The organism is Lachnospiraceae bacterium KGMB03038 (genome assembly GCA_007361935.1).
Lineage (GTDB): Bacteria > Bacillota > Clostridia > Lachnospirales > Lachnospiraceae > Massilistercora.
The window spans coordinates 753,251-777,010 of the sequence record CP041667.1 but is presented as its reverse complement, the minus strand read 5'-3'; the positions used below and the strand labels follow the sequence as shown (position 1 = coordinate 777,010).

Annotated in this window: 16 protein-coding genes and 4 pseudogenes; 3 read left to right on the top strand and 17 right to left on the bottom strand. The window is 57.0% G+C overall.

Translation table 11 applies throughout. The features are described from left to right. Positions 1-116: 116 nt before the first annotated feature. The gene (locus FND36_03820) at positions 117-1,529 is read right to left on the bottom strand and encodes a relaxase (protein ID QDW73239.1); all 1,413 of its coding nucleotides are present in this window, start codon (positions 1,527-1,529) and stop codon (positions 117-119) included. A 223-nt stretch (positions 1,530-1,752) separates the two neighbouring features. Between FND36_03820 and FND36_03815 the strand changes: the two genes are divergently transcribed. After that, positions 1,753-3,210, top strand: a complete 1,458-nt coding sequence (locus FND36_03815) for an AAA family ATPase (GenBank protein ID QDW73238.1) — start codon at positions 1,753-1,755, stop codon at positions 3,208-3,210. A gap of 169 nt (positions 3,211-3,379) precedes the next feature. Here the strand turns inward: FND36_03815 and FND36_03810 are convergent, their stop codons facing one another. The 7 genes and pseudogenes from FND36_03810 to FND36_03780 form a co-directional block, all read right to left on the bottom strand. Beyond that, positions 3,380-3,691, bottom strand: coding sequence for a succinate dehydrogenase (locus FND36_03810; GenBank protein ID QDW73237.1), 312 nt, complete (start codon positions 3,689-3,691; stop codon positions 3,380-3,382). Further along, positions 3,688-3,993 carry a hypothetical protein gene (locus FND36_03805; GenBank protein QDW73236.1) on the bottom strand — a complete coding sequence of 102 codons (306 nt, stop codon included), beginning with the start codon at positions 3,991-3,993 and terminating at the stop codon, positions 3,688-3,690. Before FND36_03805 ends, FND36_03810 begins: the two co-directional genes overlap by 4 nt. 140 nt (positions 3,994-4,133) lie before the next feature. Continuing rightward, complete coding sequence (mobC, locus tag FND36_03800) at positions 4,134-4,478, bottom strand: plasmid mobilization relaxosome protein MobC (GenBank protein QDW73235.1); 345 nt, start codon at positions 4,476-4,478, stop codon at positions 4,134-4,136. Continuing rightward, positions 4,475-5,551, bottom strand: a complete 1,077-nt coding sequence (locus FND36_03795) for a DUF3849 domain-containing protein (GenBank protein ID QDW73234.1) — start codon at positions 5,549-5,551, stop codon at positions 4,475-4,477. The genes mobC and FND36_03795 overlap by 4 nt, the downstream gene beginning before the upstream one ends. Before the next feature lies 1 nt (position 5,552). Further along, positions 5,553-11,438: pseudogene (locus FND36_03790) on the bottom strand (helicase SNF2). A 93-nt stretch (positions 11,439-11,531) separates the two neighbouring features. Continuing rightward, positions 11,532-12,308, bottom strand: a pseudogene (locus FND36_03785) (DEAD/DEAH box helicase). Positions 12,309-12,445: 137 nt separating this feature from the next. Continuing rightward, positions 12,446-12,802 (bottom strand): TnpV protein, encoded by a 357-nt coding sequence (locus FND36_03780; protein ID QDW73233.1) that lies wholly within the window; start codon positions 12,800-12,802, stop codon positions 12,446-12,448. Between FND36_03780 and FND36_03775 the strand changes: the two are divergent. Beyond that, a pseudogene (locus tag FND36_03775) lies at positions 12,801-13,553 on the top strand (hypothetical protein). The gene FND36_03780 and the pseudogene FND36_03775 overlap by 2 nt on opposite strands. A gap of 240 nt (positions 13,554-13,793) precedes the next feature. Next, positions 13,794-15,191: pseudogene (locus FND36_03770) on the top strand (IS1182 family transposase). 164 nt (positions 15,192-15,355) lie between these two features. Here the strand turns inward: FND36_03770 and FND36_03765 are convergent. From FND36_03765 to FND36_03725, 9 genes are all read right to left on the bottom strand, one after another. Next, on the bottom strand, positions 15,356-16,192 hold the full coding sequence (locus FND36_03765) for an FRG domain-containing protein (GenBank protein QDW73232.1): 837 nt from the start codon (positions 16,190-16,192) through the stop codon (positions 15,356-15,358). Positions 16,193-16,281: 89 nt separating this feature from the next. Continuing rightward, a complete protein-coding gene (locus FND36_03760; GenBank protein QDW73231.1) occupies positions 16,282-16,497 on the bottom strand; it encodes a hypothetical protein in 216 nt (71 codons plus the stop codon). A 1-nt stretch (position 16,498) separates the two neighbouring features. Beyond that, on the bottom strand, positions 16,499-19,504 hold the full coding sequence (locus tag FND36_03755; protein ID QDW73230.1) for a DUF4316 domain-containing protein: 3,006 nt from the start codon (positions 19,502-19,504) through the stop codon (positions 16,499-16,501). Positions 19,505-19,506: 2 nt separating this feature from the next. Then, positions 19,507-19,788 (bottom strand): immunoglobulin, encoded by a 282-nt coding sequence (locus FND36_03750; protein ID QDW73229.1) that lies wholly within the window; start codon positions 19,786-19,788, stop codon positions 19,507-19,509. Continuing rightward, entirely contained in the window at positions 19,785-21,884 is a 2,100-nt protein-coding gene (gene topB, locus FND36_03745; protein QDW73228.1) for a DNA topoisomerase III, read from the bottom strand. The genes FND36_03750 and topB overlap by 4 nt, the downstream gene beginning before the upstream one ends. Further along, complete coding sequence (locus FND36_03740) at positions 21,865-22,551, bottom strand: conjugal transfer protein TraG (GenBank protein ID QDW73227.1); 687 nt, start codon at positions 22,549-22,551, stop codon at positions 21,865-21,867. The genes topB and FND36_03740 overlap by 20 nt, the downstream gene beginning before the upstream one ends. Further along, positions 22,548-22,748 carry a hypothetical protein gene (locus tag FND36_03735; protein QDW73226.1) on the bottom strand — a complete coding sequence of 67 codons (201 nt, stop codon included), beginning with the start codon at positions 22,746-22,748 and terminating at the stop codon, positions 22,548-22,550. The genes FND36_03740 and FND36_03735 overlap by 4 nt, the downstream gene beginning before the upstream one ends. Then, positions 22,745-23,512, bottom strand: coding sequence for a DUF4366 domain-containing protein (locus FND36_03730; protein QDW73225.1), 768 nt, complete (start codon positions 23,510-23,512; stop codon positions 22,745-22,747). Before FND36_03730 ends, FND36_03735 begins: the two co-directional genes overlap by 4 nt. Beyond that, positions 23,502-23,756 (bottom strand): DUF4315 family protein, encoded by a 255-nt coding sequence (locus tag FND36_03725; protein ID QDW73224.1) that lies wholly within the window; start codon positions 23,754-23,756, stop codon positions 23,502-23,504. Before FND36_03725 ends, FND36_03730 begins: the two co-directional genes overlap by 11 nt. Positions 23,757-23,760: the final 4 nt, after the last annotated feature.

Below are 23,760 nucleotides of genomic sequence, written 5' to 3'. Positions count from 1 at the left end.
GTGGCTATCCAGATAGCCCCACGCGCTTGTTGAGGGAAGTCCCCCAAGCCCCCTTTGAACACAGATTTTCAATCTGTGGCTGCGCGTTCTTACGAACGCTTTTGACCGCGACCAGCTCACCGCTGGCCGTGGTCTTTTTCTTTCTGTTGCGGTTCGGTCTGCTCCATTGCCAGGACCCGATCCACATTGTTCTTGACCGTCAGCAGCTCCCGCATAGCGGCGCGGGCCTGCCGGTATTCGCCATAAGCCTTTTTCTTGTCTACCAACAGCTGGGCGTACTCGGTCTGAAGCTCCTTGATGGTGGGCAGCTTCTTTACGTTCAGCTCGTTGAAGGCTTCCTTGGCCGCCTGGTGCAGCCGAATCTCATCCTCATGCTCCGCGTAAAATTTCCGGGAATACCCAGCCTTGCGGTAGGCCACATAGGTCTCGCGGGTCTTGGCGTAGTTGACGATGTGGGTGCGCAGCACGGCGATCTCAGCCATGCGCTTCTCGGCAGCCTTGATCTCGCTGGATAGCGCATTGTAGCGAATTGTTGCCTCTGCTGTTTTAGTTGCCAGATCGGCGTAGTCCAACAGCCCGTGTTCGGACAGGTAGTTGAGAGTCTGGGCCATCTGTTTGAGGTTGAACACCTTGGCCCAGCAGGCATACCCGGCACCTTTCCCGGCCTTGAGTTTTGACTGGATGTCCACCAGCAGATTGACCTTGGGCGGGGCGGCCTGCACAGCGGTTTTCTTGCGGGGCGTATGCTCTTTCTGGCCGGAGAGGACCGCCAGCAGATCGTCCAGCGTGTAGCCGTCACCCAGCCTGTCGAAGCGGACGTTGTTGCCCCAGCCCTCCGCGCTGATGGAGATGGTTTTGCCGCGCCGGTGAACGGTGAAGCCGTCCTGTTCCAGCAGGCGCAGCAGTTCCTCCAGGCTGGCCGGTTTCCTTGCCAGTGCCCGGTCGATGGCCTGGCGCAGCTGCTCCTTGTGGGAGGGTTTCGCCGCATCACCCAGCCACTTGTTGTAGCTCTGGCCGCGCCGTTTGGGAGCCTCTACGATGGAGTAGCCGTTCTCGATGCAGATGGTGTCGCTCAGACGGTGGACGGCACGGGTGCTGCCCCAAAAGTTGCGGAACTTGCGGTCGCACTCCAGCGTAGTGGAGTTCCATATAATATGGTTGTGGACGTGAGCCTTGTCGATGTGGGTACAGACGATGAAAGCGTGCTTGCCTTTGGTAAAACGCCGGGCCAGCTCCACGCCCAGCCGGTTGGCTTCTTCCGGCGTGATCTCGCCCGGCACAAAGGACTGCCGCAGGTGGTAGGCGATCACGTCATCCTTGCCGCGCACACGGCCGGTGCGGGCCATATAGGTCTGCTTGTCCAGCAGGAACTGGGCGTCGGCCACGCGGCTGTCGCACTGGTAGCTGGTGATGAGCCTGCCGTGGTCGGTCTTGTCTGGATTTTTTACATAGTCGATGATGTCGCTGATCGCCTTGCCGACCGTGCGGCCCTTGCCAGTGTGCAGTGGTATGATGCGGGTGGTTGCCATGATTTCCCCTCCTTTTTAACAGACACCGTCTGTTGAATTGATTTGACTGATCAAAGGTGATGCCGAATCGCAGCTTAATTCGCCAGACACTGTCTGGCATTTTCCAGAATCACAGAGAACCATTTCAGAATTATATACCCACGCAGAATGGGTTTGATAATGCGTGAAAAATCCCGTATAATAAGAACGTATAAATCCACATCGAAAGGGGGCTGTTGCTCCTATGACAGAAGCCGAACTTCTGAAGCTGATCGAGGACGGCGAGAACATCCGGGTGGAGTTTAAGAAATCCACCACCGAGATTACAAAGGATGTTTACGATACCGTCTGTTCTTTTTCCAACCGGGACGGTGGAATCATTCTCCTGGGCGTCAAAGACAACGGGGAGATTTTGGGTGTTGCCCCGGATGCGGTTGACCGTATGAAAAAAGACTTCGTGACTTCCATCAACAACGGGCAGAAAATCAATCCGCCTCTGTACTTGCAGCCGGAAGCCTGCACCGTAGACGGCCGCACGCTGCTGGTCATTCAGGTGCCGTCCGGCAGCCAGGTCTGCCGCCATCACGGGCGCATTTTTGACCGCAGTCACGAAGCAGATATTGATATAACCGACAACTCCGACATGGTGTACCAGCTGTACGCCCGGAAAAGCGGCAGCTATTTTGTAAACAAAGTGACCCGCTTCCAGATGGACGACCTGCGCCCTGACCTGATGGAGCGCGCCAGAGCCATGACCACCAGCCGCACGGCCAACCATCCGTGGAAGTCCATGTCAGACGAAGAACTGCTGCGCAGCGCCGGTCTGATCTTAAAAGACCCCGAAAGGCAGCTCGAAGGCATTACCCTTGCGGCGATTCTTCTGTTCGGGAAGGACAGCACGATTCTGTCCGTATTGCCGCAGCACAAAACGGACGCCATTTTCCGGGTGGAAAACCTGGATCGCTATGACGACCGGGATGTCATCATCACAAATCTTCTGGAGACCTATGACCGGCTGATTGCGTTCGGTCAAAAGCACCTCAGCGACCCCTTTGTACAGGAGGGCCTCCAGAGCGTCAGCGCCAGAGACCGCATCCTGCGTGAAATTTTCTCCAACAGCCTGGCGCACCGGGATTACTCCAGCGGCTATGTGGCAAAATTCGTAATTGAGCGTAACCGGCTCTACACCGAAAATGCCAACCGTTCCCACGGGCACGGCGCTCTGCACCTTTCCTCCTTTGAGCCGTATGCCAAGAACCCGCCCATTTCCAAAGTGTTCCGTGAGATTGGACTGGCGGACGAGCTGGGGTCCGGGATGCGGAATACTTACAAATACACGAAGCTCTATTCCGGTGGAACCCCGGAATTTATCGAGGGCGATGTGTTCCGCACCGTGGTTCCGCTGGCCCCGATTGCGGTGGAAAAGGTTGGGCCGCAGGACGAGACCCAAGTGAGGACCCAAGTGGGAACCCAAGTGGGAACCCAAGTGACACTTACAGACCAGATTTTAGCCTTTTGTGCAGAACCGCGCTCGAAAGCTGAAATTGCGGAACATTGTGGGTATAAAAACACAAAGGGATTTACAAAGAGGTACTTGCGTCCACTGCTGGACAATGGACAGCTGCAAATGACCATCCCAGATAAGCCCAGAAGCCAACATCAAAAATATGTAACGGTACAAAAACCTGCACCAGAAAATTGAACCAAATCAGGGTGTCGGAGGAAGTTGTATGCTCCGACACCCTGATTTTTTATATGCCTTTGATGTGCGTGGACTTTACTTTCATGCTAATCTCATCACTGAAATTAGCGCGAAAGTAAAGTCAAAAAAATTGCCGGGCAACTACTCCCGGCAATCCTGTGTTTTCTATTCAGCCATACACTGCGTCTTGGATGGCATACCGCAGATCCTGCACCTTGCCCACCAGCCAGGCGGCGGCCATCGGCAGGCCCACCGGGCTGACCAGGAAGGCAATCACCAACAGGATGATGCCGTTTTGCGGTGAGTAGGTCACAAGCACTGCGATCCCCAGTAGCGCCACCAGGGTGGAGGCCAGACCGAAGATAAAGCTGGACACATACAGCAGCCCGAAGCATACCCAGGTGAACAAGGCCAGCGCCAGCACTACCGGCGCAGCGATAATTTTCATCATCAATCTCAAGATAAACAGTAACGCTCTCATTTCTGCGCCTCCTTTCGCCAGTCCAGGTATGGCTGGCACAGTTCGTCTACGGCTTCTTCGTCTGCTGCGGTGGCCTCCCTGCGGCCATGCGTCCGGCGGATCAGCTCGAAATCCCAGTAATCTTGCAGCAACAGATCAAAAAGTTCCTCCGGGGTTCGACAGAGGACGCCGTCCACACAGTAGCGGGAATCGCTGTTCCAGCTTATCCGAACGTAGCCGCGCCTGCATGAAAGGACTTCTTCCTCCGGGTCTTGCCGCAGGTAATCACGAAACACAGTCAAGACATTTTCAAACGTCAGCATCAGCCATCACCTCGTTTCTGACTCCATTATCAATCACACCCCGCCAAAACGCAACGATACGGGCAAAGAAAAAGGAGGGAGGCCCGGCGCAGCAGCCCGCATACGCCAGACCTCCCTCACAGCCAGGGCGTATGCCCCTGTCACGACAGCTTCGCCAGCTGAGTTAATATCCTATGCACCCCATCCCACAAAGCCTCCTGCTGCTGGGATATATCTTCCAGGTCGGCGTCATAAATGCGCCCGGTCTCATGCACGCGGCGGGTCAGCTGGTTCAAATTGTTGCTGGAATAGCGCATCAGGGAGACCAGCTCCTTCAGCTCCGGCAGTTCCAGGCGCACCACATAGCCGTCCAGGGCCATCTTGCGCAGGTAGGCTTCCCGGTTCTTTGTCCCCAGCTGGGCCATCTTCTGCTCGATCATCGCCAGTTCCTCCGGCGAGACCCGGAAGTTCAGCTGCACGTCCCGCTTGCGCTTGGGGGTGGTCATCGCTCCGGCTCCGTCTTTTTTCGGGCAGGCGCTTTTTTCTCGCCTTTTTCAGCGGGGTGCGGTTCCTGCTTCAGCTGACGGCGGACCGAGGGGCGGCGCTGGCGCAACTCCTTACTGCGATCCTCGCTGGCAAGGATGGTGACATAGGTGCCGGGACGGTCCACCAGCCCGGTAATCGCCAGGCTGCGGAACGGCAGCAATTTCATCAGCTGGTCGTGGGCCTGGGTGCCTGCACGGGCCAGAAAGTCCGGCGACACGCGGGCCATGTAATGGGTGCCGTGGGGGCTGTTGGGGGTATCCGGGACGCGAAGCTCCTGCAAGAGCCGGGCGGCCTCGGCCTGGATTTCCTCCGGCGTCAGCGGCTGGAGACGCAGATAATCCTGCCGGGCCTGGGTCAGAAACAGATCGACCAGGCCGGAATGGCTGTCCACCACAAAGTCCAGGTTGCGTTCGCCGCCGAAGCCGTCCGGGTTGGGCGGGATGTCCACAGTCTTGGCCCACGTCTTGTTGGCCGAGCTGAACCGTCCGTCCCAATCTTTCTGCTGCACGGTGTTTGCCAGCACATAGAGAGTGCGGGTGTAGCCGAACTGTTCGATCACCTGGGGCACCGCGTCTCTGTCCAGCCGGTTGTCCCGGTAGTTGTCGGCAATCGCCGTCTCAATGGCCTCCTTGCAGGCGATATTGGCGCGGCGGGACGCCCGGTACAAATCCAGGTCGCCCTGTTCGCGGGCATGGGCGGCGTCATGCCGGTAGAGCGGCAGTTCCCGCTGGGTGTCCAGTGCTGCCTCGGCCCGCTGCTCGATGCTGTCCCGCACCACATCCATGTAGGAAGTTTCCCGGTCGGCAAACTCCTTGTACACATCGGCCAGCGGGGACGGCGACGCCAACAGCGCGGCGGCCCGGCTTTGGGGCAGATCCAGTTCCTCCATTGCCATCAAAATATCCTCACGGACAACGTACTCATAGGCATGGTTCAGAATTTCTTCCGGCGGTTGGGTTTTCAGCCAGTCCCGGAACTTGTCCTGCTCGGCGGCCATCTTTTCATAGAGGGCCGTATTTTTGTCTGCGTTCATGTTATCGCACCTCCTGTTCATGGTGTTTGGGTTTCTTTTCGGGGCTACGCAGCGGCACCGGGCGTTTCAGCCCTTCCAGCACCGAGGGACGGCCGCTCTTAGCCACCACCGCCTCCGGTGCGGGGCGCTTATGGCCGTCAATATTCAGCAGCACATCCAACTCGGCCAGCCGGGCGGATTTGTCCCGCAGCTCCTGCTCCTGGGCAAAGGGCTTCCCCACCTCGGCCTTGGCGGCGGCCTGCTGCTGATAGAGGTTGTCCAGCTGATTTTTCACCGCCTCCAGCCGCTGGGGCATCTGGGCAAGGGCGTTGTCAATACGGGTGAGGTTGCCGCGTGGGTCGGTGCCCAAGGCCGTCCGGTGGGTCATCTCGCCTTTCAGCAGGAGCATATATTCCTGCCGGAAAGCGTCAAACGACACCGACATAGCAAAGCCCCGGTAACTACCCACCGATACCGGGTCGGAGCCTTTGACCTCCTTGCAGGCATCCAAAAGCGCCGCACCGGCGTTCTCTTTGTCCGTCAGGGTATCGCCCCGGACTTCCATGCCCGCAAAGCCGTCCTCCGGGTGCGGGTGTTCCGCCAGCGTTTTCATATCCGCTTCCAGCCCGGTGATAAAACCCTTGTTTTTTTCGATTTCCTCAGGGAAGGTTTTGAGCAGCTGGTCCTCCAAGTGGTATTGCTTGCTTTGGTGGTCGGCCTTCATCAATTTCAACCGTGCCACGTCCACATCCAGGTCCATGCGTTCCTTGATGCGCGGGTCGCCTGCGCACAAAGCCTTGATCTCGGCAAATGACAACGCCGTTTCGTCCACGTCATCACAGCTTCGCACCGGAGATTTGGAAGTCATAATCTGACTGATAAACCGCTGCTTGTTCTCCACTGTCTGCCAGAGATAGGCATCGAAAGTTCCCTCAGTGACGTAGCGATACACATGGACGGTCTCGTTCTGGTTGCCCTGGCGTTCAATGCGGCCCTTTCTCTGGGCCAGATCGCCAGGCCGCCACGGGCAGTCCAGGTCATGCAGTGCCACCAGGCGGTCCTGGACGTTGGTACCCGCGCCCATTGTCTGTGTACTGCCCAGCAGCACCCGCACCTGGCCGGTGCGCACCTTGGAGAACAACTCTTTTTTTCGTACCTCGGTGTTGGCCTCATGGATAAAGGCGATCTGTTCGGCAGGCACTCCCTTGGCAATGAGCTTTTGTCGAATGTCCTCATACACCGTAAAGGCCGGTTCCGGCTCTGGCAGCGGCACCGCGTCCTCCAATGCGTGCAGCGTTGGGTTGTCCAGCGCCTTCGCTGCCTTTTTGGCAGGCCGGGCCTGGGGCGTAGAGATGTCGCAAAAGACCAGCTGTGTCAGCTTGTCGGCCTCGCCGTCCCGCCAGATTTGCATGATATTGTCCACACACTGGTTGACTTTGGTGCCCGGCTCATCCGGCAGCAGCTGGTTGATGATCCGCTGGTCCAGACCCAGCTTGCGCCCGTCGCTGGTGATCTTGAGCATATTGTCCTGGGACGGGTCCACCGTACCGCTGTGTACCTGGGACGCCCGCTCGGAGAGCGCCTCTACCATCTCTTTCTGGATTTCGGTGGGCTGGGCCACGACGTTGTGGTACTCCACCTGCGGCGTGGACAGATGCAGCTGGTCGGCGGTCTTAATATCCGCCACCTCTTTGAACAGGTTCATCAGCTCCGGCAGGTTGAAAAACTTGCTGAATCTTGTTCTTGCCCGGTAGCCGGTTCCTTCAGGGGCAAGCTCCAGCGAGGTGCAGGTCTCCCCGAAGCGGCTGGCCCAGCAGTCAAAGTGGGTCATGCCCAGCTCTTGCAGGCGGTCATATTGGAGATACCGCTGCATGGTATAAAGTTCGGTCATACTGTTCGACACGGGTGTGCCGGTGGCAAAGACAACGCCCCGGCCACCCGTCAGCTCGTCCATATAGCGGCACTTGGCGAACATATCGCTGGATTTCTGCGCGTCCGTAGTGGAGAGGCCCGCCACATTGCGCATTTTGGTGTAAAGAAACAGATTTTTATAGTTGTGGGCCTCATCCACGAACAGCCGGTCAACGCCCAACTGCTCAAACGTCACCACGTCATCTTTTCGTTCCTCGGCTTGCAGCTTTTCCAGCCTGGCTTCCAGGGACTTTCGGGTGCGTTCCAGCTGCTTGACCGTAAAACGCTCCCCACCGCTGGCCTCTACCTCAGAGATACCCTCGGTGATCTCCCAGATCTGTTCCTGCAAAAGCCGCTCCTGACGTTCCTTGCTGATGGGGATTTTCTCAAACTGGCTGTGACCCATGATGATGGCATCGTAATCGCCAGTGGCGACTCTGGCACAAAATTTTTTGCGGTTGTGCTTCTCAAAATCTTTTCGCGTTGTCACCAGGATGTTGGCGGATGGGTAGAGCCGCAGGAACTCCGACGCCCACTGCTCGGTCAAGTGGTTCGGCACCACAAAGAGAGATTTCTGGCAAAGGCCCAGCCGTTTGGCCTCCATCGCGGCCCCAACCATTTCAAAAGTTTTGCCCGCACCCACCTCATGGGCCAGCAGCGTGTTGCCGCCGTACAGCACATGGGCGATGGCGTTTTTCTGGTGTTCCCGCAGGGTGATGGACGGGTTCATGCCGCCAAAGACAATATGGCTGCCGTCATACTCGCGGGGCCGGGTGCTGTTCATCTCCTCGTTGTACTGGCGCACCAATGCCTGCCGCCGCTCCGGGTCGCGCCAAATCCAATCCTTGAACGCCTCCCGAATAGCCTGCTGCTTTTGCGCGGCAAGGGTAGTCTCCTTGGCGTTCAGCACCCGGCGCTCCTTGCCGTCTGCGTCCTCCACGGTGTCGTAGATGCGCACATCCCGCAGGTTCAGGCTGTCCTCCAGGATTTTATAGGCGTTGGCCCGCTCGGTTCCATACGTCGAATAAGCAGCCACATTGTTCTGTCCAACGGCAGTCTTGCCGGAGATCTGCCATTCCGCCGTAAAGGGGGTATAGTGGACCTCAATGCTGCGCTGAAGGTAAAAGGGCGTGTCAAAGGTCTCGTACATGAATTGCTGGATATACTCCTTGTCGATCCACGTTGCCCCCAGCCGCACCTCGATCTCGGAAGCGTCCAGGTCCTTGGGCTGGGCGGCGGTCAGTGCCTCCACGTTGACCGCAAAGGACGGGTCGGTTTCGGCTACCCGCTGTGCCTGACGCAGCTTCCGGCGCACGTTGCCGGACAGGTACTCGTCCGACGTGACATAGTGGGGCCGCCCATCCGGCTCGGCCTGGCCGGGAACGCGGAAAATGACGCCTTGCAGTTCAGCGGCCAGCTCCTCACTGGTCTTGCCGGTCAGTTGCTCCATGTAAGCCATATCCACACAGGCTTTCTCCGAAATGGATACCGCAAGTGCTTCGCTGGCCGTGTCCACCGTGGTGACGGCTTCATGGGGTTTGATGGTCCGTTTTGAAAACATATCCGCCTTGCGTTCCAGCTTCCCATCCTCGTCCAGCACCTCCAGGGCGCAGAGCAGATAGTAGCTGCTGTCATCGGCAAAGGCCAGCCGGTTGGCCCGGTCGTTGATAAGGCCATACTTGGCGGAAAAATCGTCATAGAGCCGGTTCAGTTCGGCCATCTGTCCCTGGATGGCGGCCTCCGGCGCGGCGGCGTCCATTTCCAGGTCGATGAGCCGCTGCACACAGTCCCGCAGCCCTACCAGCCCTTTGACACGGGCTTCGGCGGTGGCATTCAAGTCAGGGCGCACCATGCGGCTGTTTTCCCGGAAGTACACCGCACCGTCCACCACCGTGTAGGAGTAGTTCTTCACGTTGGGGTCAGCCGGGAGGGATTCGTCGATCTCCTCGCCCTCGCCCAGCTCCGGCAGCGCGGCCTCCTGATAGGTTCCCTGGATGTACTTCACGGCATCGTGCAGCTGGTCGGCCAGCTCCAGCCCTTCGATGGGGGCCACGGTGTAGTCCTGCTTGCCATATTGGGTGCTTTCAGCGGTAGGCCGCCCTAACACCATCTCCGGGTGGTCCAGAAAATATTGGTTGACCGTGAAGCCGTCCTCGGTCCGGCCCACCTGGGTCCAGTCCGGCGCAATGTCCAGCGGGCGGTCCCGTTTTTGCAGAAAGAGAATGTCCGAAACAACCTCAGTTCCGGCATTCTTTTTGAAAGCGTCATTGGGCAGACGAATGGCTCCCAGCAGTTCGGCCCGCTGGGCCAGATACCGGCGCACGGTGGAATCCTTGGCGTCCATCGTATAGCGGCTGGTGACAAAAGCCACCACGCCGCCGGGGCGTACCTGGTCCAATGCCTTGGCGAAAAAGTAATTGTGGATGTTGAAGCCCAGCTTGTTGTAGGCTTTGTCGTTCACCTGATACTGGCCGAAAGGCACGTTGCCGATGGCAAGGTCGTAAAAGTCCCGCCGGTCGGTGGTCTCGAAACCTGCCACGGTGATGTTAGCCTTGGGGTAAAGCTGCTTTGCGATCCGGCCGCTGATGGAATCCAGCTCCACGCCGTACAGTCGGCTGCCCTCCATACTCTCCGGCAGCATCCCGAAGAAATTGCCCACACCCATAGACGGCTCCAAAATGTTGCCGGTACGGAAGCCCATCTTCTCCACGGCCTCATAGATGGCACGGATGACGGTAGGGCTGGTGTAGTGGGCATTCAAGGTGGAGGCTCTGGCCGCAGCGTATTCCTCCGGGGTCAGCAGTTCTTTCAGTTCCGAAAACTCGGCAGCCCACACAGATTTGTCCGGGTCAAAGGCATCTGCCAGGCCACCCCAGCCAACATAGCGAGACAATACCTCCTGCTGTTCCGGCGTGGCCTGCCCGGTGGTCTCCTCCAGATGCTTCAGTAGCTTAATCGCTGCTACATTGGCCTGGTACTTGGCCTTGGGGCCGCCCTCACCCAGATGGTCGTCACTGATATGGAAATTCTGGGCGTTGCGGCGCAGGTTGTCTTTGTACTCTTGGTAGGCCGCCTGCTCAGCCGCCCTCTGGTTGGGAAAGGTCCGCCAATCGCCGTTGATCGGGATGGCAACCGGGTGTTCCGGCTTCTCGCCCGGCTCTGCGTCCGTGGCGGGGGCCAGTTCCGGCGGCGTAGGTTCCGGCCGGTCAATGTGCAGCCGTTCCACCACCACGTCATAGGGCAGGTTGTTTTTCTCGCCGGAGTAGACGGCTACTGTTTCTGAATGGAATGTCGGTGCCTCAACATCGGGTTCCTCGATGGGGTTGGCGGTTTCAGCTGGTTTTTCAACAGTGGCAGCGGCATCAACCGCCGGTTTGGCCTGTTCCTGTCCAAAGCCATCCAGCTGGCGGGCATACAACCCGCGCAGCAGCGGTGCGACCTCATCCCAGCGGAAGAACAGCATAGCCAGCCGCTTCTCGTCTGCATCCAGCACTTTCAACTCGATGCCTTCCGTCATGGTGCGGTAGTCGGCGGTGTCGCCGGTCTCCAGCTCCATCGTCTCGATGATGTCGGGGTAGGCCCGGCTCAACCACTGGGCAATTTCAGCGTTAGACTTGCCGCTGCGCAGCAGTTCGGCAATCTCCGCCTTATTCGGCGCACCGATCAGGCCGTGGGTCAGCACGTCCCGCAGGTCCTGGTCCGCGGTGTCGGGATTGACCGGCAGAAACTCAGTGATGGCCTCGTTGCGGGCATCCTCGCGCAGCAGCGTCTCGAACCGCTCCCGGCTCTCGGCCCGGTAGATGGGGAACGCCATATCGGAGGGCAGCAGCTGCACCGTGCCCTCCCGCAGCTCGGTGATTTGGTACTCCTGATTGTCCAGATAGACCGTATCACCCACATGGTAAGGGGGTGTTGCAGGGTCATAGGCGGTGGGGGCCTCTGTTTCCGGGATAGCCTGCCGGATGGCTTCATATTCCCCGTCCGACACGGCAATGTCCATCTCGTGGGTGGGTTCGCCGCTGCCGATGGTGATGGTGTCTCCCTCGCGGGTGACGGGCTGGCCGGACAGGTCAGGCGGCGCAACCTGCGCCTGCGCGGCCTCATCCGGGTAGTTGCCGAAAATACACAGGTAGGTCCGCTGCTCTAAATCGTAGACCGCTGCGCCATCGTAGGCAAAGCCGTCCGGCTCCATCGTGCCGTCCACATAGCCCTGAGCGACTTTTTCGGCTTCTTCCCGTGTGGGATATTCCATGCGCTCATCAAAGCCGTTCTCAGAATGGTGATAGACCACCACCTGATACCGGCGGGCATCCTGCTCTTGCCTTTCCGGCTGGCGCTCCTGTTCTGTCAGAAAAGTGCCGTCCGCTATGAGCTGGGCAATCCGGCGCTGCACTTTGGGCCACGGCAATTCCATTTCTACGGAGCTTCCGGCGCGGGCGAGCAACAGCTTTGTGCTGTCCCCGCCGCTATATTCGCGGGCCAGCCAGGCAGCGGTATCTTTCTCTCGTGCATGATCTGCCATATAGTGGACCACCGCACGTTTGCTGGCAACGTCCCCATTCCAAGCGCGGATGGCATCGTCGATGTCATCCTGCGAAAGCGGGCACAGCAGCTCGTGGAGACGCGGATAGGTCTCGTCAATGATTTCCTTGTGCAAGCGTTGACGGAACTCCGGCGTATAGGAATAGAGCTGGAGCAGTTCCCTGTTGCCGGACGACAAAACAGCGCGGTGGATGGCCGACCTGCCTTCAATCACGGCACTTTCATAATCGCTGTGACCACAGGCGTTGCGGTATCGGGCGTCCTGGGTAACGGACTCCAAAATGATGGGCTTATATTTCTCATGCAGCTCTCGGAGGGTAGGCTTTACCGCCTCCGCCTCATAGTCGCCAGCTTCTGGCTGCGGCTGCTCCTGGGCAAAAGAAGAAGCAGAGGGCGTTTTCACACTCTCTGCTTCATCAATTTTATGGATTTGTTCCGCTTCGGAGAGGAACAGGTTTAAGCTCAGCTGTTGATAAGTTCCGCCAGCAGAATCTCCTCCGCCTGGGCCTTGCAGGTGTTCATCAGGCCCACCCACTGCATCGGATTGCGGGCTTTCAGCTCCTCCGTCGCGCCCGCCGACTCTGCCAGCCGGGGCATCATCTGTTTCAGACGGCTGTTCGCGGTCTCGTCGATCTCCGCTAGGTGCGGGTACAGCTTCTCGGTCATCAACAGCTGGTTGTACAGGATGGGCCGATGCTCCTTCAGGTACGCTTTGCGCATCCTGCCGTACTTGCCCAGGGGCCTCTGCGGCTGCTCGGTCAGGTTCAGGTCGGGAATCAGGTAATCTCCGTTCCTCGTGTAAGTCAGGTTGTTCTCCATGTGTGACGCTCCTTTCTGCGAGTTGTTCACGTTCATAGTTCTGGATGGTGACGCCAATCTGCCGCAGCACCTGCTGGTTTACCTGGCTGACCGCCGTGCCCAGCGCCCCGATGGCCGCAGGGGTGTTGAAGTCGAAGATCGGCATGAAATCTTCATGGCCGAAATACTGCTCCGGTTCCAGCCCGCAGCGGGACATGAGGGCATAGGTGATGCTGACGGTGGCGGCGGATTTGAATTGCACCTCGATGTTGTACTCATCGTACTCCTCCAAAAAGGAACCGTCAACGATATAGAGAATGTCCTGCCTGTGTTCGTCCCAATATTCCTCCGCCAGCTTGGCGGCCACATCAGCCAGTTGCTGGGCCAGGTCGTTGCTGCCCACATCGTAGTTGCGTTCCAGCATGGCCGACACAGGCTCAATGTGCCGTTCCTCCAGCTGCCATAGCCAGGGGGTGCGGGAATGTTCCCGCGTGCCGGTGTCGGAAATATCGAACACATAGCGCAGGCGGGGCCGGTCGCCGGAATCGTCCACCAGGGCGATGCCCTTGGAACCGCGCCGCACATACCGGCCCATGCGGTCATTCCACAGGTCATACTCGGCGCAGGCGGTAGCGTCCGGGCGCTGGGCGTAGATCATCAGTTGTTCATAGTAGGGGTACTTATACAGTCGTGCGGCGGTGGTGAGAAAGCCCGCCCACTCCTGCCAGCTGCCGGTGAGCTGGACCGCCACCTTCTCCGCCATCTGCGCGTACATTTCTGCTTTGGTTGGCATGGGTCTGTCCTCCTTTCGGTTTCAGATAAAAAAAGAGCAACCCGAAGGTTGCTCTCAGACTGTAGACAAAGTCCCCGGTTTACACCGGAGCTTTTCTATTGTAGTTATCAACATTTCAATGATTCTTCCGGTTTTTATCAAGAAAAATCCCCTACTTATCAACTCGAAAGTTAAGCGGTGCGTTCTCTGCACATGGTATAATTATCCTATAAGGAGGGCCTGCTTATGATGACAAGAGATTCCGATAAAAAAAGAGAACAAATGATGCTGTTCAGCATGGATGACATGGTGCCAAAGGATCACATGCTCCGAAAGATTGACCGGGCAATTGACTGGAACTTTATTTACGATCTTGTAGAAGACAAGTATTGTGCAGATAACGGAAGGCCGAGCATGGATCCGGTGATGCTGATCAAAATCCCTTTTATCCAGTATCTCTATGGGATTAAAAGTATGCGCCAGACGATCAAAGAAATCGAAGTGAATGTAGCGTATCGTTGGTTTCTCGGTCTGGATATGCTGGATCCAGTTCCTCACTTTTCTACTTTTGGGAAAAACTATACCCGGCGTTTTAAGGATACGGAACTGTTTGAACAGATCTTTTCCCATATCCTCGAACAATGTATGAAGTTTCATCTGGTAGATACGTCTACCGTGTTTGTGGATTCTACCCATGTAAAAGCCTGTGCGAACAGCAAAAAGAGGCGAAAGAGGATTGCATCTCAAGAAGCTCTATGGTATGAGGAGGAGTTAAAAAAAGAAATCAATGAAGACCGCAAAAATCATGGAAAGAAACCTTTAAAAGAAAAAAAGGATGATTCAACTACACCGCCTGCAGCGGGTAGCGGCACTTCTGGTGAAAGCGGTTCTTCAGACGAGATCCCGGAAGGAGCCAAAACGCAAAAATGCAGTACTTCAGATCCGGAAAGCGGGTGGTTCCGAAAAGGCGAACATAAACATGTTTTTGCATACAACATAGAGACTGCATGTGACAAGCACGGGTGGATCTTAGGTTATACTGTGCATCCAGGGAATGAACATGACAGCAGGACATGGAAGCCTTTGTACGACAAGTTGAAAGACCTGGATATGGAGATGATGGTATTGGATGCCGGATATAAGACTCCAGCAATCGCCCGAGAATTGTTAAAAGACGGGATACAGCCCCTGTTTCCGTATAAAAGGCCCATGACAAAAGATGGATTCTTCAAGAAATATGAGTATGTCTACGATGAGTACTATGACTGCTATATCTGTCCGGCGGATCAGATCCTTACTTATCGGACAACGAACCGGGAAGGGTACAAAGAATACAAGAGCGATAAAAGCATCTGTAAAAACTGCCCTTACCTTTGCAACTGTACAGAAAGCAAAGAGCATGAAAAAACGATCTCCCGCCACATTTGGGAAGAGTATCTGGAAACCAGTGAGGATATCCGCTATACTCTCGGGAACAAAGAGATCTATATGTTGAGAAAAGAAACCATTGAGAGATTGTTCGGAAGTGCAAAAGAACAGCATGGATTTCGATACACACAATACATCGGCAACGCCCGAATGAGAATGAAAGCCGGGCTGACCTTTGCGTGCATGAATCTGAAAAAGCTGGCAAAGATTCTGGATGTAAGGGAAAGGCAGGACAAAAAATCAGGATTCTTTTTTATCTTTTATAAAAAAATATGGGAGTTGGCATTTTGGCAAAAAGAGTGGTGCTGGAGCTAGGCTCCAGCACCAACTTTGTCTACAGTCTGAGAGCAACCCGAAGGTTGCTCTTTTTTGTGTTATATTGATTTTATATCTAGTCCTGTCGCGGTCACTCGCTCAACAGCTTGTTCCCAAAAGCGTAATCCTGCATCGGTCACATTGTTTGGATACATATACTTTGCCGGAATATTATCATAATTGCTCCAAATTTTGAGGAGTGGGCGTGGAATTATCAAGGTAGCAACTTGATATGCAGACAGTTTTCCTAATTCTTTACTTGGGTTGGCTGTCCTCATGGCAAATGCTTGCTGCGTATGCGGCCTCAGAAATTGAGAAGGCTTCTCCCGCAAATCAATTGCTTTTACTTTTGTTTCATCGTCAGGTACTGCAATGACATAAATATACCCAACATCTTCGTCAAAGCGTTGCTCGCGCATATCATCGACATAGGTACGATCATAAGCAAACCACAATGCCGTTTGAATATGGTCAACAATATCTAACCAACGCGTATGTAGGCCATAATGCTGACAAAGAGCTTCTCGTTCGTCGTCTGTTCCCATCGGATCGAAATAAGGTTTGAGGCAGGACAGTATCTCTGACAGTTTCTGCTCTGCTATCGCTGCATCATCACCACTTTTGGCCGATCGATACAAACTTGGAATAAGAGGATAGTCACGCTCTTGCCCTCGATAATACACTTTTGTATTAGTGCCTTTCAACGAATAACGGATAATACCTGTAACAAGATTTAATGCTCTAAAATCTGTAACATAGAAATGCTTTATCTTATCCAACGAACCTGGAGCCAGTGCCCCCCAACGATTCTTATCTAATTCGTAACCAATGGTTTTATCTACTCGGTTACGAAGCGTTTGTCGAATGTCAGTGGGGAGCCAATACATCCACCGCATACAGTATCCCTCCTTTACCTCAACAAAATGACCAATGAGGACTGATAACACTAAAATATTATCATAAAGGAAGAATGCTGACTAGCCACTTATTTATCAAAATCCAGATACAGATCCAGCGTGCTAAACTCGGTATCGGTCATAGCCCGGAGCTTGACGATGGTGCTGTCGGTCAGGGCCAGCAACTCGTTCTCGTCCTGTTCCAGGTAGCCGCGCATCTCGGTCAGGGCCTCAATGGCTCCCAGGCGGCTGCCGGGGTTGTAGATGCACAGCAAGTTGGTTTCCTCAAAAGTCAAAGCGTTCATATCAGATTTCCCTTTCCGCGCTCTTTTTGGGCGCTGTCTTTTTGTGTTCGGATTTAGGCTGGCTTTTCAGCTGGTCCATGACAGACTTCTTCTTGTCCCGATCTTCCCGGTGGGCGGCGGCCGCCAAATCCATGAGAGAGATGGGCTGACCGCTGCGGGCCTGCTGTTCCAGCTGAGCCACCGTCGGCTCCTTGGGGCCGTTGTTGATAACGCCGTCGATCATGCCGTAGTCGTCCTCAACCGTCATCTCCGCACTTTTCAGCGAATTGTCCGGCAGAAAGCCGGGGATTTGCTGAAAGCCAAAACTGTCGCAGTAATGACAGGATACCTTGCCGTCCCGCTTGATGGCAACGATGTCGCTGACGCTCATAGACGGGTGGCGGTAGTCGGCAGGGTGTTCGTTGTTGAAGCGGTATTCGAGATTATCCAGCACGCTGCCTTTCAGGTCGCCGGGTGTGAGCGGCGCAGTATAGACCAGATCGTAGTTATCGCGCTGCACAGTCCGCCCGATAGACTTGACCCATTCCAGCCCCTCGTAGCGAATGTCCCTCAGTTCGTCGGTGTGCTTCACCTGATAGATGGCATAACAATCGCCCTTGTGGTTGAGAAACGCCTGCTCTCGTTCCTGCTGGTGGTCCATACGCTCCTTGACCTGAGCATCAAAGGAGGGACTATCCTCCCATTCCTCACGGGTGACGGCAAAAATACCATCGTGGGCGTCCAGATCGGCGGTGTCAAAGGCCATTACGGGGTTTTCGCCCTGCTGGACCATGTAAACGGTTAGGTCCTGCGCCATCAGCTCGTAGGCCCGCTCTTTGGAAAGGGGCAGAAGGTCGCTGTCCAGATAGCCGCACTTTTCCAGATCGTCCTGGGTCAACGTCGGGTCCGGCATGGGGTATTCGTCCAGTGTCTGCTCCGGGGCATCCGGCAGCTGGGTGACTTCCGGCACAGCGGCCTGGGCCGCTGCCTGCATCTGTTGGACTGCCGCCTCCTGCAAGGTCTCGATCATGGACAGCGGCGCATACCGAATGGACTGGCCGCCCATGCCGTGCATCTCACAGATTTTCAGTGCAGCGGTGGACAACGGCAATTCCGGCGCATCTAGCTGGCCGCTGTCCAGCTGTCGCATGGTTTCTTTGTCGTAGAGCGTGTAGTCCCAGCCGGTGTCGCAGGACTGAACATGAAGATAGGTGGCATCATCAACCAGCAACAGGGCCTCCTGGGCTTCGGCGCTGGGGGCAAGTGTATCAGGCGTTTCCTCTGTGGGCTGCTGAACAGCGACCTCCGGGGCCAGCTCCGGCGCAACTTCCTGTTGGGGCACCGCCTGTTCCGGCTGGGCGGTAAGGTCAATGCCGCGCTCCTTACAGATTTCCTTGTAGTGCCGGTCAATATCGGAAATCAGCTCACCGGCGGTCTTATTGATAACCTCCAGGCTGGCCCGCAGCTCCTTCAGTTCCTTGCCTTGACTCCAACTGGCGATATAGCCGAAGCTGTTCTCGCCAGTCTGGATACCGTAATACTGGCAAACCGCATAGGAGATGCTCTCCGCCTGGACTTCCTCAGTATGCCGGTCCTTCGCTGCCTGGACCTCGGCAGAGTGATCTTCCTCCACCTCCAGCCGCCACTCGAACTGATTCTCGTCCACAAAGCGCCAGTCTGCATCGGCAGCGAACTGTTCAGCCTCTGCTTCGGTGGCAAAGCCCTGGGAATAGTCCCGCTTGGTCCCGCCGTCGCTGACCATGACCACCTTCCAGGTGGGTTCGGGTTCCGCCCGTTTCGGGTCGTGCAGCTTGCTGTGGGCGGTCTCATGAACGGCAGCGGAAACGGTCTGCACCTCGCTCATGCCTTCCCGGATGGCGATGCGCTGCTGATCGGAGGAAAAATAGCCGTCCATGTTTGCATCCATCGGCTCAAACTCGATGGGAACTGGGGCGGACCGGCGCAGGGCCTCCATAAATACCTCATAGTTCTGGACGTTGCCGGACAGGCTGGAGGCCAACTCCGGCAGGGGCTTTCCGTCCGTCTGGCTGACGTCAAACACCTTCACCGGGCGGAACAGTGGGATCTCGATCTCCTTTTCCTCCATGATGACCTTTCCATCCTTATCCAGCATAGGGGCTTTGGTGTCCGGGTCCAGCTTCTGCTCCTCGATTTTCTTCTTATATGGTGTCGGGGCAATGATGGTAATGCCGTGTTCACCCCGCTTCACATGGCGGGAAAACTGGTTTTTCCACTTGTTGTAACCGGCCACCAGGGTGGCGTCCGGGCGCTGCATATAGATGAGCATGGTGTTGTTGACGGAGTAGCGGTGGAAGCGGGACATCACGGACAGGTAACGGCGGTATTTGTCGCTCTCGAACAGTTCATTGATACCCTGTTCAATGCCCGCCGTGATTTCCTGCAACCGTTCCCGGTTGGTGGGTTTGTCAGCCATGTTGTTCACTCTCCCTTCTATGGCCGAGATTTCAGCAGCGTGTTCTGCAATCCATTGGTCCCGTGCCTCGGTGCTGCTGTCGAGAAAGGTGTCCAGCAGATAGCCCATGTAATCTTTCTTTTGAATGGCCTCCACAAAACGGGGATGCGGGTCCTCGTCCGGCGTTTTGGGGGAATAGTCGGTTTCCCATTTTCGGAGCAAGTGGTAGTAGTCCGTCAGAACACGCCACCCATGTTCCCGTTTTTCCTTTAATTTCTGCGCCTCGGTTTTCTGCCGGACGTAACGCCTTCGGGGAGGGGCCTGACTGTCATAGGCCAGGCCAAAATCCAGGGCCAGCTTTTCGGCGGCCTCCTTGGGGGACAGGTCATAGAGCCGGGCGGTGAAGTCGATCACATCGCCGTCTGCGCCACACCCAAAGCAGTGGAAACGTGTGTCCACCTTCATGCTGGGGTGGCGGTCATCGTGGAAGGGACAGCAGGCCATGCCGCCACGTCCCACCGCGATGCCGTAATGCTCCGCCGCCTCCTTGGCGGTGACGGACTGTTTCACGACTTCAAAGACACTCTCGCCCATGCTCACTTGCCACCCGCTTTAGGGACGGGCGGCCTGTACCCGGCGGCCTTGGCCCGCTCACTGGCAGCCTTGCGGCGCTCGGCGCTGTACGGTTCCCGGACAGACACGCAGCGTTTGGGTACTGTAAAGGTCTGGCGGTCTTTTTTTACGATTTGGTCCGGGTACTTCTCCGCCAGCCGCCGCAGCTTCTCCAGCAGCTTCGGGTCATGGGTGTAGACCTCGGCGGTGGCCTCGGCTTGGTTGTAGAGGATAATGGTTTCCTGTTCATAAAGGCTCAGTTTCATTTGCCGCCGCCTTTCTGCCGGTCAAAGTCCAGCTTGAAGTTGACGTACTGGCCGGTATCCTCCAGGACAACGGTGGCGTCGTAGGTTTTGCCGCTCTTTTCGGAGTGCAGCCCGGTCACACGGGCGCGACCATCTTGCAGCAGCGCCGCCACAATAGTCTTGGTGGGCTGTTTGCGCTTCGCGGCCCACCACTTGCTGTTTTTCCAGATGGCAAATTTGCAAGATTTCTCCTGGCAGAAGAAGCCCTTTTGCGTTTCTGCAACCTCGCCGCCGCAGCGGGGACATTTACCCACCACCTCGCGGGGCGGGGTGAACAGGTACTCGCTGCCTTTGATGACCTGATAAGTTCCCACCAGTTCTTTCAGCATGGCGCAGATCCCGTCCATGAAGTCCTCCGGGGCCAGCTCGCCGCGCTCGATTTCGCCCAGCCGGTACTCCCAGTCGGCGGTCAGCAGCGGGGATTGCAGCTGCTCCGGCAATACTGTGATAAGGGACACTGCATCGTGGGACGGTATCAGCTGCACGGTTTTCTTGCTCTTTTTTCGTTCCAGAAAGCCGGTGGACACCAGCTTTTCTAAAATCCCGGCGCGGGTGGCGGGGGTGCCGAGACCTTTGCGCTCGGCATCCTCCGGCATATCTTTGGCACCGGCGGTCTCCATCGCTGCAAGAAGCGTATCTTCCGAAAAATGTTTGGGTGGGCTGGTTTTTCCTTCCTTGACGGCGGCACCGGCGACCGGCAGCGCCTGGCCCTCAGCCAATTCCGGCAGCGACTTGTCCTCGGTGTCCTTATCCGGCTCCGCATTTTTCATGCTGGCGCGGTAAGCGGCGTCCAGTTCCCGCCAGCCGGGCTGCTTCACCGTGCGGCCTTTGGCGGTGAACTCCGCGCCATCGCACTCCACCGTGACAGCGGTCTCGGCGTAGGTATAGGGCGGGGCCACCGCGCACAACAGGCGCAGGGCCACCAGCTCCAGAATTGCCCGTTCGCCCACAGGCAAAGCAGATAAGTCCGCCTCCCGGATGTTGCGGGTGGGGATCACGGCATGGTGGTCGGACACTTTCTTGTCGTTGATGACCACCGCCGCATCGCAGGAAATGGCGATGCCCTTGCGGAACGGCATGGCGTTGGCGACCAGATTCACCAGCACCGGCAGGCCCTCGGCCATGTCGGAAGTCAGGTAGCGGCTGTCCGTCCGGGGATAGGTGCAGAGCTTCTTTTCATAGAGGTTTTGCAGGTAATCCAATGTCTGCTGCGCCGTGAAGCCCAGCAAGCGATTGGCGTCCCGCTGGAGTGTTGTCAGGTCGTAGAGGGCGGGCGGCTTCTCGGTTTTGTCCTTGCGTTCCACCTGTTTGACCGTGGCCATGCCGCCCTCGCAGACTTGCCGCAGTTGCTCGGCAGTGCCTTTATTGTCCATCCGAGAGCTGGCAGCGGTAAAGCCGGGCAGGTCCAACTGTACCGTATAAAACGGCACCGGCTTGAAGGCGTCGATCTCGGCCTCCCGTTGGACAATGAGGGCCAGCGTCGGGGACATAACGCGGCCAATGTTGAGGGTGCGGTGGTACAGCACCGAAAACAGCCGGGTGGCGTTGATACCAACAAGCCAGTCCGCCTTGGCACGACAGAGGGCCGCCTGGTGCAGCCCGTCATAGTCCGCACCGGGGCGCAGGTTGGCAAAGCCCTCCCGGATGGCGGAATCCTCCATGCTGGAGATCCACAACCGGCGTATGGGCTTGGTGCAGCCCGCCAGACAGTAGACGGTGCGGAAAATCAACTCACCTTCGCGCCCGGCATCGCAGGCGTTGACCACTTCGGTCACGTCCTCCCGCCGCAGCAGGGTACGCAGCACATCGAACTGATCCCGTTTGTCCTTGGCGATGGTGAAGCGCCAGGTCTCCGGCAAAATCGGCAGGTCATCATAGCGCCACTTGGCGTAGTCAGGGTTATAGGTGGCGGCATCGGCCAACCCGGCCAGGTGCCCCAGGCACCAGCTCACCAGCCAGCCGCCGCCCTCCAGGTAGCCGTCCTTTCGGGTGGTAGCGCCCAGCACGGCGGCCAGGGATTTTGCGACTGAGGGCTTCTCAGCGATCACAAGGCGCATTTTCCTCAACCTCCATTTCTTCGTTGGATTTTTTCAGCTTTCTGGAAACGCTGTTGCCATCGTCCAGAAGGCAGTCATAGCCGACATGGTAATCATAGCGGTACATCTCGCCCAGCAGGTCGTTGATGATGACCCGGCAGGCCAGCAGCACACGCTCCTTGTTCACCTGCATGAGCTGGTAACGGCGGTAATCGCTGAAATATTCCTCGCGCAGATGTGTCCGGGCGGCGGTTTCTTCCATCAGAATGTCGATCACGTCCTTGTCGCCGTCCTCTTTCGCGCCCTCGGCGTAGTTCAGCATCTCCATTACCATCGGAAAGCTCTGCTCATCCATCGGGGCTTCCTCTTTGAGATAGCCAATCAGGGCGCAGAACAGGAACCGGGCCGCCGTCTGCTCCGGCTCGGTCAGGGCGGAAAGCGTCTCCTGTCCGCTGGGCAGAAGTTTGTTTCGGACAAAATCGTGGACCTCGCCACGAAACAGGTGGCGGATGGCGTCAATGGACAGAGGCGGTTCAGCGGGTTCGTCCTCCACCTCAAATTCATAGGGGTCTTTCTGGTCCGGGTTTTTGCGCATCTTGGCGAGCGCTGTGCAAAAGATGTCACCACCAAAGTAGACGCCGAAACAGATCAGGTCGAACACAATGAGAAATTGAATAAAAGGGTTCATTTTGCTTTTCTCCTTTCGCGCAGCCATGCGGTCAGCTCCTTGTGGCAGAATCCCACGCAGGGCTGGCCGGGGCGGTAGTTTCCGCAGCCATAACAGGGGTGGCCGGGAGATAAAGAGGGAGGACGGGAAGCTGCCTTCCCGCCCTCCGGCCTGCGCGTCATCATGGGTTCAAAAGGGCTGTCGGTGAAGCGGGTCAATCCGTCTTGCCCTCGCTTTCCTCGTCGCCGCCCCCGTCAGCTTCCTCCGGCTCGGTCTCCCAGGTCTCATCCTCCGGGAGTTCTTCATCTGCGCCGTAGTCGTAATCATCCAGGTCATCGCTGCCCTTGGTCTTGGGCTTCTGCTTGATGAATTTGAAGTAGACCAGCGCACCGATGCCACCCAGCGCGGCCAGCACCACCAGCAAGAACGCCGGATTCAGTCCTGCCGGTTCGGTTTCCGGCTCAGGTTCCGTCTCCGGGTCGGGTGTGGGTTCCGGCTCCTGGCCCGTGCAGCCCGCCATATCCACGGCGCAGACCGGACAAGCCGTATTCACCGCGCCCGCCGCACACTTCTCCGTACAGTTGCAGACGGCAGGGGTTTCCTCTGTGGTCTGGCCGTCCTCCATGAGTGCCTCCAAATCAGCCTCATCCACCTGGTTTAAGAAGTGGACGGCGGTCTCCTTATCCTCGTTGGCACGGTCAATGAGGATGTAGAAGTAGTTGCCCGCCTTGGTGGTGACGGTGATGAGCTGCTTGTTGCCGCCAAAATCATCCACCAGGGCGGCGTTGCCTTCCGGGGTCAGCGGCGGGCTGTCCTCGGTTTCCTCCACCACCACATTGCTGTCATTGGTGGCGTCCGCCGCAGGGGTAGCCGTCGGCGCGGGGTCCGTGCCCTGGGCAAAGGCGGTCACAGAAAAGCCGCCCATCAGCATCAGGCAGGTGCAGAGGGCGGCAAGGGTTCTGAAAATCTTCTTATTCTTCATGGGTCATGTCCTCCTGTTCGGAATCGGCGGGAATCGCGTCCTGGCCGGGCACCATGCCGCCAGCGAGCATGGCGCTCAGCTGGGCCGGGGTCATGCGCAGGGCGCGCACCATCTGGACGATTTCCAGGTTCTCCGCCTCGGTTTTCTGCGCTTCCAGGGCCTTCAGCTTTTCCTGCTGCTCCGCGATCTTCTCGCGGGTCTTGGCAATCTCCTGGTCGATGCGCTCGATTTTGTTCTTAGCCATAATC